At 40.1% G+C, this 16855-nt stretch carries 17 protein-coding genes; 12 read left to right on the plus strand and 5 right to left on the minus strand.

What is annotated here, in order from left to right; all coding sequences use genetic code 11:
• Positions 1-10: 10 nt before the first annotated feature.
• From ACY10D_RS02910 to dcd, 11 genes are all read left to right on the plus strand, one after another.
• Positions 11-583 carry a YqiA/YcfP family alpha/beta fold hydrolase gene (locus ACY10D_RS02910; protein ID WP_486999285.1) on the plus strand — a complete coding sequence of 191 codons (573 nt, stop codon included), beginning with the start codon at positions 11-13 and terminating at the stop codon, positions 581-583.
• 1 nt (position 584) lies between these two features.
• Positions 585-1778 (plus strand): beta-ketoacyl-[acyl-carrier-protein] synthase family protein, encoded by a 1194-nt coding sequence (locus tag ACY10D_RS02915; RefSeq protein WP_486999286.1) that lies wholly within the window; start codon positions 585-587, stop codon positions 1776-1778.
• Between the two features lie 4 nt (positions 1779-1782).
• On the plus strand, positions 1783-2238 hold the full coding sequence (locus ACY10D_RS02920; RefSeq protein WP_486999287.1) for a hotdog family protein: 456 nt from the start codon (positions 1783-1785) through the stop codon (positions 2236-2238).
• Positions 2235-2963: a 3-oxoacyl-ACP reductase FabG gene (fabG, locus tag ACY10D_RS02925; protein WP_486999288.1), complete on the plus strand. Its 729-nt coding sequence runs from the start codon at positions 2235-2237 to the stop codon at positions 2961-2963. Before ACY10D_RS02920 ends, fabG begins: the two co-directional genes overlap by 4 nt.
• Positions 2960-4198: a beta-ketoacyl-ACP synthase gene (locus ACY10D_RS02930; protein WP_486999289.1), complete on the plus strand. Its 1239-nt coding sequence runs from the start codon at positions 2960-2962 to the stop codon at positions 4196-4198. The genes fabG and ACY10D_RS02930 overlap by 4 nt, the downstream gene beginning before the upstream one ends.
• Positions 4191-4976 (plus strand): diaminopimelate epimerase, encoded by a 786-nt coding sequence (gene dapF, locus ACY10D_RS02935; protein ID WP_486999290.1) that lies wholly within the window; start codon positions 4191-4193, stop codon positions 4974-4976. The genes ACY10D_RS02930 and dapF overlap by 8 nt, the downstream gene beginning before the upstream one ends.
• Complete coding sequence (locus ACY10D_RS02940) at positions 4976-6088, plus strand: M14 family metallopeptidase (RefSeq protein WP_486999291.1); 1113 nt, start codon at positions 4976-4978, stop codon at positions 6086-6088. Before dapF ends, ACY10D_RS02940 begins: the two co-directional genes overlap by 1 nt.
• Before the next feature lie 13 nt (positions 6089-6101).
• On the plus strand, positions 6102-6329 hold the full coding sequence (locus ACY10D_RS02945; protein ID WP_486999292.1) for a hypothetical protein: 228 nt from the start codon (positions 6102-6104) through the stop codon (positions 6327-6329).
• A gap of 292 nt (positions 6330-6621) precedes the next feature.
• Positions 6622-8394: an arginine--tRNA ligase gene (gene argS / locus ACY10D_RS02950; RefSeq protein ID WP_486999293.1), complete on the plus strand. Its 1773-nt coding sequence runs from the start codon at positions 6622-6624 to the stop codon at positions 8392-8394.
• A gap of 58 nt (positions 8395-8452) precedes the next feature.
• On the plus strand, positions 8453-9556 hold the full coding sequence (gene apbC / locus ACY10D_RS02955; RefSeq protein WP_486999294.1) for an iron-sulfur cluster carrier protein ApbC: 1104 nt from the start codon (positions 8453-8455) through the stop codon (positions 9554-9556).
• Positions 9557-9566: 10 nt separating this feature from the next.
• The gene (gene dcd / locus ACY10D_RS02960) at positions 9567-10133 is read left to right on the plus strand and encodes a dCTP deaminase (RefSeq protein WP_486999295.1); all 567 of its coding nucleotides are present in this window, start codon (positions 9567-9569) and stop codon (positions 10131-10133) included.
• On the opposite strand, the gene ACY10D_RS02965 is transcribed toward dcd, so the two are convergent.
• The 5 genes from ACY10D_RS02965 to ACY10D_RS02985 form a co-directional block, all read right to left on the minus strand.
• Positions 10073-10336 carry a transposase family protein gene (locus ACY10D_RS02965; protein ID WP_486999330.1) on the minus strand — a complete coding sequence of 88 codons (264 nt, stop codon included), beginning with the start codon at positions 10334-10336 and terminating at the stop codon, positions 10073-10075. The two genes, dcd and ACY10D_RS02965, sit on opposite strands and share 61 nt — an antisense overlap.
• 32 nt (positions 10337-10368) lie before the next feature.
• Positions 10369-12615 carry an ATP-dependent Clp protease ATP-binding subunit ClpA gene (gene clpA, locus ACY10D_RS02970; protein WP_486999296.1) on the minus strand — a complete coding sequence of 749 codons (2247 nt, stop codon included), beginning with the start codon at positions 12613-12615 and terminating at the stop codon, positions 10369-10371.
• 125 nt (positions 12616-12740) lie between these two features.
• Entirely contained in the window at positions 12741-13064 is a 324-nt protein-coding gene (locus ACY10D_RS02975) for an ATP-dependent Clp protease adaptor ClpS (RefSeq protein WP_192483545.1), read from the minus strand.
• A 414-nt stretch (positions 13065-13478) separates the two neighbouring features.
• A complete protein-coding gene (gene hemF, locus ACY10D_RS02980; RefSeq protein ID WP_486999297.1) occupies positions 13479-14399 on the minus strand; it encodes an oxygen-dependent coproporphyrinogen oxidase in 921 nt (306 codons plus the stop codon).
• Complete coding sequence (locus tag ACY10D_RS02985) at positions 14393-15034, minus strand: alpha/beta hydrolase (protein WP_486999298.1); 642 nt, start codon at positions 15032-15034, stop codon at positions 14393-14395. Before ACY10D_RS02985 ends, hemF begins: the two co-directional genes overlap by 7 nt.
• 620 nt (positions 15035-15654) lie before the next feature.
• Between ACY10D_RS02985 and ACY10D_RS02990 the strand changes: the two genes are divergently transcribed.
• Positions 15655-16845 carry an SDR family oxidoreductase gene (locus ACY10D_RS02990; RefSeq protein WP_486999299.1) on the plus strand — a complete coding sequence of 397 codons (1191 nt, stop codon included), beginning with the start codon at positions 15655-15657 and terminating at the stop codon, positions 16843-16845.
• The last annotated feature ends 10 nt before the right edge of the window (positions 16846-16855 follow it).

Consider the following 16855-nt stretch of genomic DNA (forward strand, 5'->3'; position numbering starts at 1 on the left):
GGGTGGATGTATGACAAATAATTATTTTCTTTACTTACATGGCTTTCAAGGCTCACCTAATTCGCCCAAAGCACAAAAGCTTAAAACATGGCTAAATGATCAATTTCCAGAAGCATCGATTGATGCACCTGAGTTACAGATGCAAACAAAAGCTGCACTTGATCTCACTCATAAGCTGCTAGATAACGCAAAGGCGGATAATAAAGTGATTATTGGTAGTTCATTGGGTGGGTATATGGCGCACTTATTGAAGCAAACGCGTGATGATGTTACTAAGGTGATTTTGATTAATCCAGCAGCACGCTTAGATTTAATCGCACAAATGCCTGCGTATAACCATGTGCACGATGAAGCGATGGCATTATTCAATGCAATGCCAAAGCAATTATCCTCATTATCAGATTACCTACTGTTGCTACAAGAAGATGACCAAACGACACCGATAGATTTGGCGCTAGAAGTCTTTAACGGTGCACAGATCGATATCAAATCTGGTCAAGGGCATGCCTATAGTGATATAGAGGTAAGCTTTAATGCAATCAGGAAGTTTCTTACGATCCATTCAACAATGTGTCATGAATAAAATGTCAGAGCCTATATATATTAACGATTTTGCGGTGTTAAATGTGCTAGGCAATAACAAGCAAGAAGTTGCTAAAGCACTGTTGGCGAATGTTTCACCATTAATGCTATATGATAAGCTTTTTAGTGGGCGGCAAACCTATGTTGGCAAGGTGGACTGTCAATTAGATGCATTGCCTAGTCAGTATGAGGCAATTGATTGCCATAATAATCGGATGTTGTTTAAGGCATTTCAAGAAATTAAGCCTGTGTATGATGCGTTAGCAAAGAAAACGGATCGACATAGAATAGGCGTTATTTTGGGCACAAGTACTTCGGGCATTTTAGAGGGTGAGAAGTCATTTACGCATTATATGCAAACAGGAGAAATGCTTGCCAATTTTCATTATCACCAGCAAGAATTTAGCACAATGGCAGAGTTTATTGCTGAGCTTGCTGAGGCTAAAGGCCCTTGTTATGTGATATCAACAGCATGCTCTTCAAGTGGTAAAGCATTTCTCTCGGCAAAGCGTTTAATCAATTCAGGCATTTGTGATATCTGTATTGTTGGCGGGGCGGATAGCTTATCTGAATTGCCGCTTAATGGTTTTGATGCGTTAGACTCAGTGACGAAAAGCATTTGCCAGCCCTTTGGGCAAGATCGTGATGGCATTAATATTGGTGAGGGTGCCACGTTATTTGTGTTAAGTAAAACCCCAGCAGATTTGGCACTTTTAGGCGGTGGAGAAACCTCAGATGCTTACCATATTACCTCGCCAGACCCTGAAGGGGAAGGCGCAAAACAGGCAATGTTAAATGCACTAAAAGATGCCAATCTTAACCCAGATGATATTGCCTATGTCAATGCGCATGGTACGGCAACGCCAAAAAATGATCAGATGGAGAGTAAAGCTATTTTTGAAGTATTTGGTGAAAGAGTATTATGTAGTTCGACAAAACCGCTAACTGGGCATACATTAGGTGCGGCAAGTGCCACGGAATTAGCACTTTGTGCGCTATTGTTATCCGAAGAGCACAACCCAGACCATAGATTGCCTGCGCAAATCAGCACGGCTGAGTTGGATCGTGAGTTACCAGAAATTCAATTAACCAATGAAGAGAGTGTTTGGGAGAAACCTTGTTTGTTAAGTAACTCATTTGCATTTGGTGGTAATAATGTCAGCTTGATTATCGCTAGAGCTAACAAAGGAAGCTAGGTTTATGCATGATTTAAATGAAATTATTCCACAATCACCACCGATGCAGTTGATTGATTCATTGCAAGAGGTTAATCAAGAAAAGGCGGTTTGTCTTGCCAGAATTACGCCCGAGCATATTTTTTATGATGCTGAGATTAGTGGTGTATATGCTTGGGTGGGTATTGAGATGATGGCGCAAGCCTCGGCTGTATTGGCTTATTTCCAAGGGGATGAAAGTGATCACGCACCAAGGCGTGGGTTTATGATCAGTGTGCGTAATTTCAAAACGACACGTACAAGCTTTGATAAAGGCGATGTATTAACGATTGTGGCGCATAAAGAGCTTATAAGTGATCCATTGGGGGTGTTTATGTGTGAAATTCATCATCATGATCAATGTGTTGTACAAGCAAAATTTAGCGCCTATCAGCCAAGTGATGAAGCGTTCACAGAAATTATTCAGGGGAAAGTATTTTGAGTAAAAGAGCATTAGTGACAGGAGCAAGCAAAGGTATTGGGCAAGGGGCTGCAATCATGTTGGCGCAATCTGGCTTTGAGGTGGTGGTGCATTATCACAGCGATGTTGAAGGAGCTAATCAAACAAAGCATGTTATTGAAGAAAATGGTGGTAAGGCATCACTGGTTCAATTTGACCTACAAGATAGAGCGGCGTGTCATGAAAAGTTAAACACTGAAATTGCGCAAAATGGTGCATTTTATGCAGTTGTGAATAATGCAGGAGTTTGTCAGGATGCGCCGTTTCCAGCAATGGAAGATGAAATGTGGGATCGCGTGATCCAAACCAATTTAGATGGCTTTTATAATGTGCTTAAGCCTTGTGTGATGCCGATGATTCAGCTAAGAAAAGGTGGGCGAATTGTCACATTAGCCTCTGTTTCAGGAGTTGCAGGCAATAAAGGTCAGGTCAATTACAGTGCGGCAAAATCAGGTATTATTGGCGCGACAAAAGCCTTGGCACTGGAGCTTGCCAAACGTAAAATTACCGTTAATTGCGTAGCGCCTGGCTTAATTGAAACAGATATGATTAAAGATTTAGAGTATAAAGACGAGATCGAAAAGCATATTCCGATGCGTCGGGCAGGTAAGATTGAAGAAGTTGCCTCAGTGATTAATTTCTTATGCTCTGATTCAGCAAGTTACATCACACGTCAAGTCATATCAGTTAATGGTGGCTTGATATGAATAAGCGTGTTGTTATTACTGGAATGGCTGGTATTACTGCATTAGGCAATGATTGGCATACGATCAAACTGGCACTGCTTCAAGGCAAAACAGCTACAAAGAGAATTAACGCGTGGCAAGAAATCAAAGGCTTACATACCAATTTGGGCGCACCGATTACAGATTTTAACATGCCAGTACACTACACCCGTAAGCAAACTCGCTCAATGGGGCGTGTTGCTCAGCTAGCAACTGTTGCCAGTGAGAATGCCTTAAAAGATGCGGCAATTTTTGATCATAAAGCATTACTTGAAAGTGGCGATGTTGGTGTTGCTTTTGGCTCATGCTCGGGTAGTACACAAGCTTTGTGTGATCTGATTAAAATTGAGACTGAAAAAACCGTGCAAAATGTCAGTGCGACGACTTATGTGAAGTCAATGAGCCATACTTGTGCGGTTAATATTGCGCTTATTTTTGGTTTAACGGGGCGTGTGATCCCGACATCAAGTGCATGCACCTCAAGCTCACAAGCAATAGGCTATGCCTATGAGGCCATTAAGCATGGTTATCAAAAAGTCATGTTAGCAGGGGGTGCCGAGGAGTTATGCCCAAGTCAAGTGACGATTTTTGATACTTTGTTTGCCACAAGTCAGCAAAATGATAAACCGCATATGACACCCAGACCTTTCGATCAAGCACGTGATGGCTTAGTGATTGGTGAAGGCGCATGTACGTTAATCTTAGAGGAGTATGAGCACGCTAAAGCACGAGATGCTAAGATTTATGCCGAGGTCATTGGCTTTGGCACAAACTGTGACGCAAGACATATCACTCAACCTACGGCACAAAAAATGGTTGAAGCCTTGAAGCTTGCGATAACAGATGCCAAGGTTAATGCCGATGATATCGGTTATATTTGCGCGCATGGTACGGCAACTGATCGCGGTGATATTGCTGAAAGTGAGGCGACTTTTACCTTGTTTGGTGATAAAACGCCTGTCAGTTCATTAAAGGGTAATTTTGGTCATACATTAGGTGCTTGTGGCGCACTTGAGTCATGGTTGTCGATTATGATGATGAAAGAGGGCGAATTTATGCCAACAGCAAATTTGCAAAGGGTAGATGCGTCTTGCGCCGATCTTAACTACATTATTGAGAATCCCAAAAAGCTTAAAACAAACATCGTTATGAGTAATAATTTTGCTTTTGGTGGTATTAATACCTCGTTGATTTTTAAGGATTATCACAGTGAGTAAACCATTGCTTTTTAACAAAATGTGTGCGTTAGGCAATGACTTTGTTGTTATTGATGAGCGCAAAAAACCACGTAACTGGCAAGCGCGTCAAGTGCAGCAAATCTGTCATCGACGTTTTGGCGTCGGTGCCGATCAGCTATTGTTGATTAGAAAATCTGGCAAAGCCGATGCCAGTATGCATATTTATAACCAAGATGGCTCTAAAGCTAAGCAATGTGGTAATGGCTTGCGTGCAGTGGCAAGTTTACTGCTTGCGGAAAAAGCAAGCGAAGAAGTAAATATTGAGGTCGGAGGTTATGTTCATCGTTGTTGCCTGGTCGCGCATGATTGGATTGAGGTGGCTTTTCCTTTACCTGTAGTTAATGAGAGCCAAAAAAAACTGATGGGTGATTCGGGCTTTGATCACGCACTAGAGGTTGATGTGGGTAATCCACACTTGGTATTGTTTCGCTCGCAGCATACTGAGTTAATAGATTTTGATGACCTTGGTAGAGTGTTGCAAACACAATACGCTGGCGGTATTAATGTACATGCATTAAACCAGTTATCCAAAGATCGTATTTACTTAGATCATTGGGAGCGCGGCACGGGAATAACACCCTCTTGTGGTAGTGGCAGTATTGCCAGTGTGTATGCTGGTGTCTCACTGGGGCTTTTGAAGCCTAAAGTCGTAGTGGAAAATGCCATCAGTAACTTAACCGTTGAATGCACGCCGGAAGAGGTACGACTAAGTGGTGTGGTTAGATTGATTTTTAATGGTCAAATAGAAGTAGCATAATGATAAATATAAGAGAAATCCCTTTTAGAACAACGATCTCAGGCTTAACGCATAGCATGAGTGTGATTGAATATAAACATCCAAAAGCCAAAGCGAATATCTATATGCAAGCAGCACTACATGCGGCTGAGAGCAATGGTATTGCATTGATTTATCTATTGCGTAAGTATCTAGAAACGCATGATTTTCCATACAATGTCACATTGGTGCCGTTTGCCAATCCGTTTGCCATGGATGTTAAAGTCGGTGAGTATACCTATGGACGTTTTGATGCTAAAACTGGTGAAAACTGGAATCGTGGATTTAAAAACTTGCTTACGGCACATGCTGGTTTAGAAAAGATTGATCTTGATGCGTTTGTTGAAAAGTATCAAAATCAAGGCTTTGATACACTATGTCAGCGGTTTTCAGAGCTTCTTAGAGCGCGCTTGGCTGTGAGTCTGCAAAATGACATAGCACCTCATGAGAAGCTTGCTAACATTCTGCATGATTTGGCATTAGCTGCTGATTTTAGTTTTGATTTACATTGTGATTCAATCTCAACACCTTATATTTATGCGCCAAGTTATTTGCATTCAGCGCGTTTAAAACACTTTAATAGTAATGCGTTTATTTTGACGCCAAATGAGCCTAGTGGTTGTTTTAATCAAGCTATTTTTTACCCGTGGTGGCAATTAACTGAGTGTTGGAATCGCATTACAGGAGATAATAAAACACCACCAAAACATGCATTTACCTATGAGATGGGCAGTAAGGAAAGTTTTGATCTAAAGAATGCTAAGCACTTATTGGAAGGTATTGTTGAGTATATTAATAATCCAGTCAATGTAAAAAATACCGATAAAAAATATGCTTGTTATGAGCAGGATTTCTCACGTGTTAGAGCCCCTATTGGTGGCATGGTTGATTATCAGGATAATTTATTAGGTACACTACAAAACCCGAATATACCATTGGCAACGATTTATGATAAAAATAGTATTCTAGGTATTAGTAAGTCACAGGCTTTAAGTGTGCCGCATGAGGCTTTATTACTAACGCGCACTTCGTCGGCAACGGTGCATGAAGGCGATGAGGTATTAAAAGTGATGGCGAATTGTTTTAATATTTAAGTGTTTGAAACTTATGCCTGAGCATATCAACCACCCAAGATATCCTGTTAGTGCTGCAAGAATATGCCGCTTAGCGGTGAATAATCAGTATAAGGGAACAGGTATTGGTGCTTATTTGCTAAAAGATGCTTTGCTTAAAATTGTGGCAGCAGCGCAAATTATGGGCGTATTTGCTGTTATTGTCGACGCCAAGAGTGACGAGGAAAAGCGTTTTATAAAAATTATGGCTTTATTGAATTGACAGGACAGTTGTTGCAGTTGATATTGCCTGTGGCAACAATTGAAAAAGCAGTACAAGAAAATCTGTAAAATAACTGCCTGTGGGTATATACCCATCGTAAATCATTTTAGGGTGTTCAGTGTCGAGGAAGTTTTTGATGTGTTTGGGCAGTTGAACTGTAGGTAATAGTGAGGGCTATTAGCAAAATTCAACTGCTCAAAAGCGCGATAAATTCAATGGCAAAAATACTGTAAAATGGTTTGTGCTGGGTATATAATCGAGCTTTCAAAATTATCATAATGAGTTTTAGATAATGACAGCTACGGCGAACCACACTGCTATTTTAGAGAATTACTTAACCGATTTATTTGTACAAGCCTTTGATGTTTTAGGTTTTGATAGTCGTTTTGCCAAAGTTCAATTATCAGCACGCCCCGAGCTTGGGCAGTTTCAATGTAATGGTGCGATGCCTTTGGCTAAAATTCTTAAGAAAGCACCGATTCAAATTGCTAATGATATTGTAACACAAGTTCACAGTGATAAGGTGTTTAGTGATGTGAATGCAGTGATGCCAGGATTTATCAATATCACCTTAAGTGATGATTTCTTGGCAAGCTGGTCAAACAGTATGCTTAGGGATGCACGTCTAGGTTGCCCTAAAACCACTAATCCATTAAAAGTGATGATGGACTTTGGCGGTCCTAACGTCGCTAAGCCATTGCATGTTGGACATATTCGTTCACCGTTAATTGGAGACTGTTTACAGCGCGTTTACCGCTTTTATGGTGATGAGGTGTTAAGTGATGTGCATTTAGGGGATTGGGGCACACAGATGGGGATGTTGATTGAAGAAATTCGCAAAATGTATCCTGATTTGCCGTATTTTAATGAGCATTACACTGGAGAATACCCTAAGGAATCACCTGTGACAGTGGATGAGTTATCTGAGATTTATCCACGGGCTTCAGGACGTTGCAAAGAAGATGCTAATGAGATGGAAAAAGCACGTATAGCAACGGCTGAACTGCAAAAAGGGCGTCGCGGCTATCGCGCGCTGTGGCAACACTTCGTTGATGTATCGATTGCTGAGCTTAAAAAAGATTATGGCGATCTTGGAATCTATTTTGATCTATGGAAAGGTGAGAGTGATGTTCAACCAATCATTGATCAAATGGTTGCGGATTGTTTAAAGCAAAAAGTTGCTGAAAATAGTCAAGGTGCAATTATTATTCCTGTGGCTGAAAATGAAGATGACAAAACGCCACCATTGATTTTGGTGAAGTCTGATGGTGCGGTAATGTATGGCACAACCGATTTGGCAACGATTTTAGAGCGAGTCCAGGACTATCAGGCGCAAAAAATTATTTATGTGGTTGATAAACGTCAGAGTCTACACTTTAAACAAGTATTCGCAGCAGCTAAAAAGTCAAGCATTGCACCAGAGACTGAGCTTGTGCATATTGGTTTTGGTACGCTAAATGGCAAAGATGGCAAGCCATTTAAAACACGCTCAGGTGGTGTGATGCGTTTAAGTACTTTAATTGATGAAGCGAAATCACGTGCCAGTTTGCGTGAGCAAGAAGGTTTAACTGAAGCTGAAAAGGCAGATATCATTGAGAAAGTGGCATTGGCTACGGTTAAGTTTGCTGATTTGGCGAATATTTATACGTCAGACTATGTTTTTGATCTAGACAAATTCTCGCAATATGAGGGTAAAACAGGCCCTTACTTGCTGTATTCGGCGGTACGTATTAAATCGATTTTGCGCAAGCTTGGTCGCAATTTGGAAAATGTAAGTACTGATATTGCTAAGGCAAGTAATGATGCTGAGCGTAATTTACAATTGAAATTAACTGAATTACCGCAAGTGTTACAAAAAACGTATGATAAATGTGAGCCGCATCATTTATGTGAATATGCTTATCAAGTTGCTGTGCAGTTTAATAAATTCTATGCTGAATCACCGATCGCTAATGAACAAAATCATGCATTGAAAGAGGCAAGAATCGCTTTATGTCAGTTAACTTTGAAGCAAATAATTTTTGTTCTAGGACTACTTGGGATAGAAGTGCCTGAAAGAATGTAGACTATAAATCGTCTTAACGTTAGACTGTTTAGATCTTTGAAATCATCAATTACTTTTTATGTTAAAACAAAGCCTACAAGCTTATCGTCAAACCATTTTAGACCTGCCCGCTGAGAATTTTTTACGCAACCTGCAAATTATTGAGCAAGATGGCGTGGCTACTATTTCGCTGCGTCTGGGGTTTTTTCTCAATGCTAGTCAAATAGATCGTGTCATTGCGCAGTTAAGTGATTATTTATATGCCCAGAATATTACACAAGCTTTTGAATTTAGTGTGTTATGTAATGTGACTACGCATAAAGTACAGCCTGGTTTAAAGCCGATTAAAGGTATCAAAAATATTATTGCGATTGCGTCAGGCAAAGGTGGCGTGGGCAAATCGACAACAACGGCAAACCTTGCAATCTCATTGCAGAAAATGGGTGCCAAGGTTGGTATTTTAGATGCGGATATTTATGGACCAAGTCAACCGCTCATTATGGGTAGCTATGATAATCCCAAGACCAATGATAAAAAGAAAATTGAGCCACTATTGCGCCATGGTATTAAGATGATCTCAGTGGGCAATTTAATCGATCAGAATTCAGCAATTATTTGGCGAGGTCCGATGGTGTCAGGCGCTTTAATGCAGTTGTTAAATGATACTAACTGGGGTGAGCTTGATTATTTGTTGATTGATTTGCCACCTGGAACAGGCGATATTCAGTTAACGATGACAAAGAAGATTCCATTAACAGCGGCAGTCACAGTAACAACACCGCAAGATTTATCTTTAATTGACGCCAAACGCGCCATTGCGATGTTTAATAAGCTTGATATTCATGTCGCCGGTATTGTTGAGAATATGAGTGTGCATATTTGTCAAAATTGCGGTACCGAGTCAGCAATTTTTGGCGCGCATGGCGCTGAGTCATTAGCGTCACAGTTCGATTTGCCATTTTTAGGTGCTTTGCCATTGGATATATCTATTCGAGAAGATGCCGATAAGGGGCAGCCAACAGCAAATAAAGATAATAAAATTGCTGGAGTGTATGAGCGAATTGCGTTGAAAATTGCGGCTAATCTTGCAACATTGCCAAAAGCGATGATGATCAATATGCCGAGTGTCAAAGTTGAGTTTAGTGATAAGAGTAAAAATAATGAAAATAATGAAAATAAGTAAGGAGTAAAAAATGTCCATCAAATCAGACAAGTGGATTAAAAAAATGGCGATGGAGCAGGAGATGATTGCCCCATTTGAAGCCGGACAAGTACGTCATAATGAAGAAGGCAAGATCGTATCATTTGGTACATCAAGCTATGGTTATGATGTCAGATGCGCGAATGAATTTAAGATCTTTACCAATATCAATTCAACGATTGTTGATCCTAAAGACTTTGATCATAACAACTTTATCGATTTTGTCGGTGATGTTTGTATTATTCCACCGAATTCCTTTGCTTTAGCACGTACGGTTGAGTACTTTAAAATTCCGCGTGACACATTGGTTGTGTGTTTAGGTAAATCGACTTACGCGCGTTGCGGCATTATTGTCAACGTCACCCCTTTAGAACCAGAATGGGAAGGGCATGTCACACTTGAGTTTTCAAACACAACACCATTGCCTGCTAAGATTTATGCTAATGAAGGGGTTGCGCAAATGCTATTTTATCAATCTGATGAAGTATGTGAGACATCTTATAAAGATCGTGGTGGTAAATACCAAGGGCAGAGAGGTGTGACGCTACCGCGCACATAAACAACCAAACAGGGCAGTCGCATTACATCTATGGCTATCCAATTATCCGCGCTGCAAATAACTGCACTTAAAGTCATAAATAAAATGTCTGCCAGCTTATGTTTCTTGCATCTAGTAACTCTCGGATCTTTTACAGACTTAAAGTGTGTGAAAATTGATGAAGTTGCTGTTTTTCTGTCATTGTCGAACTTTATTTTCAGAATCTTTCACAAAATTCACCAAAAATCAATAACTTTTAAATGCGATTGCCCTGGTATTTAAACACCAATTTATTGTTTTTGATTGTCAATTCAGCGCGACCGCCATTAGCAAGCTTGCCAAAGAGAATTTCTTCAGCTAATGGTTTTTTAATGGATTCTTGGATTAAGCGCGCCATTGGTCTGGCGCCCATCTTCTCATCGTAACCATGCTCTGCTAACCAATCTTTAGCTTTATCATCAACCTCAAGTGAGACACCACGTTGATCAAGTTGTCCTTGAAGTTGAGCCAAGAATTTATCAACCACAGAAGTAACATCCTCTTTAGAAAGTCGAGCAAATTGAATCACAGCATCCAAGCGATTTCTAAACTCAGGTGTGAAGACACGCTTAAGCGCATCCATACTATCAGGTGCGCTATCTTGTTTGGCAAAGCCAATTGAATTTTTCTGTGACTCAAAAGCACCAGCATTTGTTGTCATAATCAAAATGATATTTCTAAAGTCAGCCTTGCGCCCATTGTTATCCGTTAATGTCCCGTGATCCATAACCTGTAGTAACAAGTTATAAACATCAGGATGTGCTTTTTCAATCTCATCTAAGAGTACAACGGCATAAGGATGTTTAGTTACGGCTTCGGTTAACAGTCCGCCTTCTTCATAACCAACATAACCAGGAGGAGAACCAATCAGACGCGATACAGTGTGTCTTTCCATATATTCAGACATATCAAAGCGTAAAAGTTCAACGCCGAGTAAGTTAGCAAGTTGTTGTGTTACTTCTGTTTTACCAACACCAGTGGGGCCTGCAAACAAGAATGACCCCCAAGGCTTATTGGGGTCTCTTAAACCAGCTCGGGCTAGTTTGATTGTATCAACCATCGCTTCAATGGCTTTATCTTGTCCATAAACAAGCATCTTAAGATCTTTGCCAAGATTTGCCATCGAGCTTTTATCCGAAGCTGAAACCGTTTTAGCAGGGATTCGCGCCAGGCGTGCAATCATGTTTTCAACATCAGTAACATTGATGAGTTTCTTTTTCTTAGCATTAACACTTGTGCGTTGATAAGCGCCCAGCTCATCAATAACATCAATGGCTTTATCAGGTAAAAAGCGCTCAGTAATATACTTAGCTGATAGCTCAGCGGCAGCTTGTAATGCAGGTAATGTATATTTGATATTATGATGATCTTCAAAGTAAGGTTTTAGTCCCTTTAATATCTCAAATGTTTGTTCAATTGTTGGCTCTTCGACATCGACTTTTTGGAAACGTCTGGCAAGTGCATGATCTTTTTCAAAAATTGTACGATATTCTTGATAAGTCGTTGAACCCACACATTTCAAATCACCTGAAGCAAGGGCGGGTTTAATTAAGTTTGATGCATCCATGACACCTCCTGATGCGGCTCCGGCACCCACGATAGTATGTATTTCATCAATAAATAAAATCGCACCTTCTTCTTCTTGAAGTTGCTTTAACACTTCTTTAAAGCGTTTCTCAAAATCACCACGATATTTAGTGCCAGCAAGTAATGTGCCCATATCTAGGGAGTAGATAACGCCATTAGCTAAAACATCAGGCACTTGCTTATCAACAATTTTTTTAGCTAAGCCTTCAGCAATAGCCGTCTTACCAACACCAGCCTCACCAACAAGTAGGGGATTGTTTTTACGACGGCGACATAACACTTGAGTGACACGTTCAACTTCATAATCACGACCAATTAAGCGGTCAATTTTACCATCTTTGGCGCGTTGGTTAAGATTAACTGCGTATAGCTCAAGTGGTGTTTTCTCTTTTTGCTCCTCAGTTGGGGCATTGGAAATAGTTTGCTGAGTGCTTTGACTGGTATTGTTATTGTTTGAAACACCATGTGAAAGATAATTAACCACATCTAAGCGTGTAACATTTTGTTGCTTAAGAAAGCTTACTGCTTGACTATCTTGTTCACTGAAAATGGCAACCAATACATTGGACCCTTGCACTTCACCACGTCCTGAAGATTGCACATGAAAAACGGCACGTTGCAAAACACGCTGAAAGCCAAGTGTTGGCTGAGTGTCTTTGCCGTCTTCTGTGATCTTTGGTGTAGACTGATCGATAAATGTGTTTAAAACATTTTTAAGCTCAGGAAGGTTCGCTCCACACGCTTTTAATACTTTCTTGGCATCAGCATTATCGACCAACGCACTTAACAAGTGCTCAACAGTTAAATATTCATGTTTTAGGTCTCTTGCATGCTGAAATGCTTGATTTAATGTTTGTTCTAGTTCCTTACTTAGCATACGACACCTGCGATAGTTTTGTAATCCTTACGTTTTATAATAGACGAATTGCAGGCACAAAAAAACTCGAAACTACTAAATCGAGTTGTTTTTAAGAAAAAAATTAATCAGGACGAATAAATGCGTTATGCCTTACTCGTGATAAGCATCAGTGGATGTCCAGCTTTTTGTGCAATTTCCATTGCTTTGCAAGCCATTGTTTCAGCTAAGTCCTTAGCGTATCTGCCACAAAGTGCTCGGCCTTTGTAGTGGGCTTCCATTGTGACCTTCTCAGCCTTTTGAGCATGGAGTTTAAAAATGCTTTGCATTAGTTCAAGAACAAATTCCATGGGTGTAAAATCATCATTGAGAACATAGACGTTGCGCATCAGCGCATCACTTTGCTCAGTCATTGGCTGTTGAAAGGCGGTTTTTGTATGTTGAGTTAGTTCAATATCAAGATCTAACATGGTTAACTCCTTATGTTCAACAAAATCACCTGATTTGCATGTTGATGGATGGGTTAAATTTATCTTTACTCAATTGTTTCTTATAATTTGTTTGCTATGCAATCAAGTGGGCTCTCGGATCAAAACGCAAAAAGAGCTGATCGCGTTTTAACCGCTGGCAGTATTACAGCAAAAAGTTTTTGAAAATGCAAGTGAATCTCTGGTTAATGTGCAACCAATTTTCATGGTGATGTGTAAAGACTTATCTTTAGGTGGTTTTGATATCTAATTATAAATATTCAAAGATGTTGCATTGTGTCATTTAGAGAATTCACCAAAATAAGTTGCATCAGCTAGCACCTCTCCCACAAGGGGAGAGGTCGTGCAGCTTAAGCTGCACGGGTGAGGGGTAAAACGCAACTTATTCTTGATGCATTACTTACTGGCTAACCAATCACGAACCGGTAGGAAATCGGTATAGAGTTTCTCCTCTTTGGAATCTGCTTGTGGGTGATAGTTATAAACCCACTTCACTAAAGGAGGTAACGACATCAAAATAGATTCAGTGCGTCCTGAAGATTGCAAACCAAAATGAGTGCCGCGATCAATCACAAGATTAAATTCAGCATAGCGTCCACGACGATAAAGCTGAAATTCTCGTTCACGTTCACCATAGACAGTATCTTTGCGCTTATCCAAAATCGGTGCATAGGCTTTGATATAATGGTTTCCCACCGATTGGGTAAATAAGAAGCATTTTTCAAAATCCCAATCATTTAAATAATCAAAGAATAGCCCACCAATGCCACGGCATTCCTGTCTATGTGGTAAATAAAAGTACTCATCACATTGTTTTTTGTATTTGGCATAGGTGTCATCACCAAAATCTTTACAAGACTTATATGCCATGGTATGCCAGTGGATACAGTCTTCTTCAAATCCGTAAAAAGGAGTTAAGTCAAAACCGCCACCAAACCACCAAAAAGGTGTTTGACCTTCTTTCTCAGCAATAAAAAAACGTACATTCATGTGTGAGGTTGGTGCGTAAGGATTTTGTGGGTGGATAACTAATGATACCCCCATTGCTTGAAATGAAAATCCTGTCAACTTAGGCTTCATTGCTAAAATAGCTTTAGGTAGTTCACTACCTTCAATATGTGAGAAGTTTACCCCACCTTTTTCAATGACATTGCCATTTTCTAATACGCGGGTGCGCCCGCCACCTTGACCATTTTGATATTGCCAATTATCTTCCTGAAAACGCTTACCATCAATTTTTTCTAGTTTGGCACAAATATCATCTTGTAATGCCAATAGATAGTTTTTTACGCGTGTAATGTCGTCTGTTGTTACCATGATTTGATCTCACTTTGATATTGTTGTTCAATATATTTTCTCAATTTAACCAGTTGTCCATGAAAGAAATGTCCAACGTGATTTAATCGAATAAATGTCGCATCCACTGTGGTTTTTTGGATGAAAAATTCACTGACTGCCGTGTAACTTACCACTTCATCATCAATACCTTGGATAAGGCACCACGGCATTTTAAGCTCAGGCTGCTCCTCTAGTGGGAAGTTAACAATCGCAGGTGCAATGGTTAATAAAGAGTTAATGCTATTCTCATAATGTGCTGCTGCCTTATAAGCAACAGATCCGCCAAAAGAAAAGCCAGCAAGGATGATTTGCTGATTGGGTTTTCTTTCAAGGACATTATTAATCACAGATAATGTGTCTTTAAGCTCACCGATACCATCAGCATACTCACCTTGACTTTGTCCAATACCACGGTAGTTAAAACGTACAGCCTCAATGCCAAGGTTGTTAAATGCTTTGGCAATAGTGGTGATGACTTTATTATTCATGGTGCCTTGAAATAAAGGGTGTGGGTGGCAAATAACTGCAGTTACTGTGGGATGTAAGTTCTCTTTAGGTGTGTCAACGACTGTTTCAATAACACCGGACTCACCTTGAATAAAGAATTGTTGCATACTGGGTATGGTGTTTAAAAATGATTATATTACGCTTGATTTTAACAAAGCATGTATACCCATCACAAACCATTTTACAAAATTTCTTGCTTTGCACTTCCCGTGCTTGTACCAAGTTGAATTTTGGCGATAGCGAATGCGTTAAGAAACAATGAAAAGTTTCATTGTTTTAGCAAATGAGCGCCCAAAGACTCCGTTAAGAGCAGCTATTACCTGCAATCCAACTTGTCAAAACCTCCACGAATTGCCTTGCAATTAAACACCGCAAAATGATTTACGATGGGTATATCAAAGTGCTAAGGCTATTAGCAAAGGTTTTTAGGCTATGACCATGTTCTTGCTCACTTTGACTTTGTAAGCGTTGGCTGAGCGTAAGTCGAAGCCTCTATGCAATGTGATTTTCCCAAGCTTACCACACTTCGACTAATGCTCAGTGCTCCGCTTCGACTAATGCTCAGTGCACCGCTTCGACTTAGGCTCAGGGTGCGGTGAGCACTTGTGGGTAAATATTTAGTCTTAGCCGATTTTGATCTCTTTTGTTGTGATAAAGCATGCACCACTGGCAACAGTGTGTGTTTAACTCTACAATGTGGTTTATATCTGATTGACATGGAGTTTCAATGTCCGCTGAAATAAGACTAAACAGTAATCTGTTAATGGCATTAAGTGATATCGAGCGCTATATTCCTCCTATGAATATAAATACACAAATGTTGCCAAAAGAATATGCTCAAGTCCTTGTTACTGGCGCAAATGGTTACCTTGGTGTGCATTTGATTGATGAGCTGATGAGACATACCAAGGCAGTGATGCATTGTGCGATTCGTGGTGATTCATACTTAGATGCGAAAGCAAAGCTTGATGCTAATCTTAAGCGTTATGGATTTGATGCACATATCGATCATCCACGGCTTAAGATTGTTATCGTTAATCTGACTGAAACCAAGCTTGGCTTAAGTGATCAAGGTTGGAAATCATTGAGTGAACAGCTTGATGCGATTTATCACAATGGTGCGTATGTTCACCATTTACAAAGCTATGAACGTATGGCGCCAACCAATGTTGGCAGCACGGCTGAAATTGTTAAGTTAGCTTGTCATATTAAGCCAAAGCGTATTCATTTTATCTCAACAAAATACGCAGCGGTTAATTGTGTCTCAACCATTGCGCGTGAAGGCATGCCACCAGTCGCACCCATTCACCCTGATATTAGCTTTGGCTATACCGTCACTAAATGGGCAGCGGAATGGTTGCTGTGGAAGGCGCAAGAACATGGTGTTGCAGTTGATATTTATCGCTTAGGGCAAATTACAGGGCAATCAACTACCGCAAAAAGCAATTATGAAAAAAATAATTTAACGCGCTTTATTCTAGGCTGTATTGAGATGGGGATCGCACCTGATCTACACTCGCAACATGAGATGATTCCGGTGGATCAAGTTGCACAAAGTGTTATCGCTTTATCACAATTGCCGTATACACAAGCTAATGGTTGGAATATTGTTAATAACGTACAAATAACCCATGCGGATATCTTTGGCATTATCAATAATTTAGGTCATCCAGTTGAGATTATTGCTTCAGATCAATGGCGCAGTAAGTTAAGAGAAATTGCTGAAAGTAACCCACTTTTTCCATTGATCGATTACTATGATAATGAGGAAACAATCCCTTTTATTACCACAGAAAATAGCAAAACGATGAGTGCTTTAAAGCGCTTGGGTGTTAATATTGCCGAGGATTATCATGCGTTGTTTGCAAGGTATTTAGATTATTGGCATTCATTAGAGTTCTCGAGTTTAAGACGTTAATATCTATTTT

The sequence above is a fragment of the Cysteiniphilum sp. genome (assembly GCF_057495195.1).